The sequence below is a fragment of the Streptomyces sp. NPDC031274 genome, assembly GCF_055570235.1.
This window is the reverse complement of sequence record NZ_JBVIHP010000265.1, coordinates 1-1336: the sequence shown is the minus strand read 5'-3', so window position 1 is coordinate 1336 and position 1336 is coordinate 1. Positions and strand designations below refer to the sequence as shown.

Annotated in this window: 1 protein-coding gene; it reads left to right on the top strand. The window is 74.0% G+C overall.

Annotated elements, in window-relative coordinates:
• A partial coding sequence (locus ACZ5CR_RS45535) for a WD40 repeat domain-containing protein (RefSeq protein WP_468869657.1) occupies positions 1-1336 on the top strand: 1336 nt, incomplete at both ends.

The following is a 1336-nucleotide window of genomic DNA, read 5'->3' as shown; positions in this document are numbered from 1 at the left end:
GCCTTCAACCCGCGCCTGTACTGGGTCCACACGCAGTGGCCGCCCAAGATCTCCGAGCTCGACGTGGACCCGGCGGGCGAGGCCGGCGGGCTCGTCGGCCCCGGTGACGACGCGCGCGTGTGCGTGTTCATGTCCGAGTACCACTACGCCCACGAGTGGGGCTATCTCGCCGCCGAGGCCGGACTCCCCGACCCCCGCGTCCTCGTGAGCGTCGGCGGCGAGTGGGTGGTACAGAGCCGCTCGCTCTCCGAGTTCCTGACGCAGCTCGCCTTCGAGCGGATGCCCGCGCACTACGGCTGGACGCTGCGGTTCGGCCGCGACACCGTGGAGGCCGACCCCCAGGTCGTACGCCGCCTGGAGGCCTCCTACCGCGAACTGGGCCTGCTGCCCTGGCAGGAGATGGGCACCGACGCGCTCTCGTACGGCGCCCCGGACGCGGTCATACGCCACGGACGCGGGCCCGGTGCCGACTTCAAGATCGTGATCAATGCCCGCACCCGCGAGGCGCTGCTCGACGTCGCCCGCACGCTGGGCCTCGAGTGGACGGACAAGGACATCCGCCCGCCGTCTGAAGTGCCCGTACCGCTCGAGGACTTGGGCCCGGTATCGCTCTCCGCGGGGGACGCCGACCCGCGCGGCCGGTGGACGGTCCTGACCCGCGAGTACCCGCAGCCGCCCGTCGTGGCCGGAGCGGCGGCCTCGCTCGTCGAAACCCCGGGCACGCTCAGGGCGGTGGCCTCGCTCCAGGGCCCGACGCTGCTCGTCGCGGGCGACACCGAAGGCCGCGTGCACGTCCGCGAGACGGACGACGAGGACCCGGAGACCATCACCCTCGCCCTGCACCGCGCCCCGGTGACCTCCGTGACCTGCCTGGAGCTTGCGAGCGGCACCCGTCTGGTCCTGAGCGGCGACGCGCACGGCGTGATCCGCTACTGGTCGACCCGCCGCAAGCCGCTGCGCGCGCCGTTCGCCCGCAGGAGCACCCCGGTCACCTCACTGGCCGCGGCGGTCCTGTCCACCGGGCCGGCGCTCGCCGCGGCCTGGGCTGACGGGCTGGTGCGCGTCTGGGACCTGGCGTCCGACGCGGTCGCCAACCTCCGCCTCGGCACCGGCATCAAGTTCCTCGGCCTCGGCGCAGACGGCGCGGACGGCGCAGACGGCACCCTGCGCGTCACCGACGCGGACTCAACGGCCGCCCTCCGCCTGGACCTGGCCAGGCTGTGGCCGCACCGCGACCTCCAACTGCGCCTGGAGAGCGTGGACTGGGGCGCGCTGTGGACCGCGCGCGGCCCGGGCCGCATGATCCCCGAGCTGATCGGCAAGGTCACGTCGGACG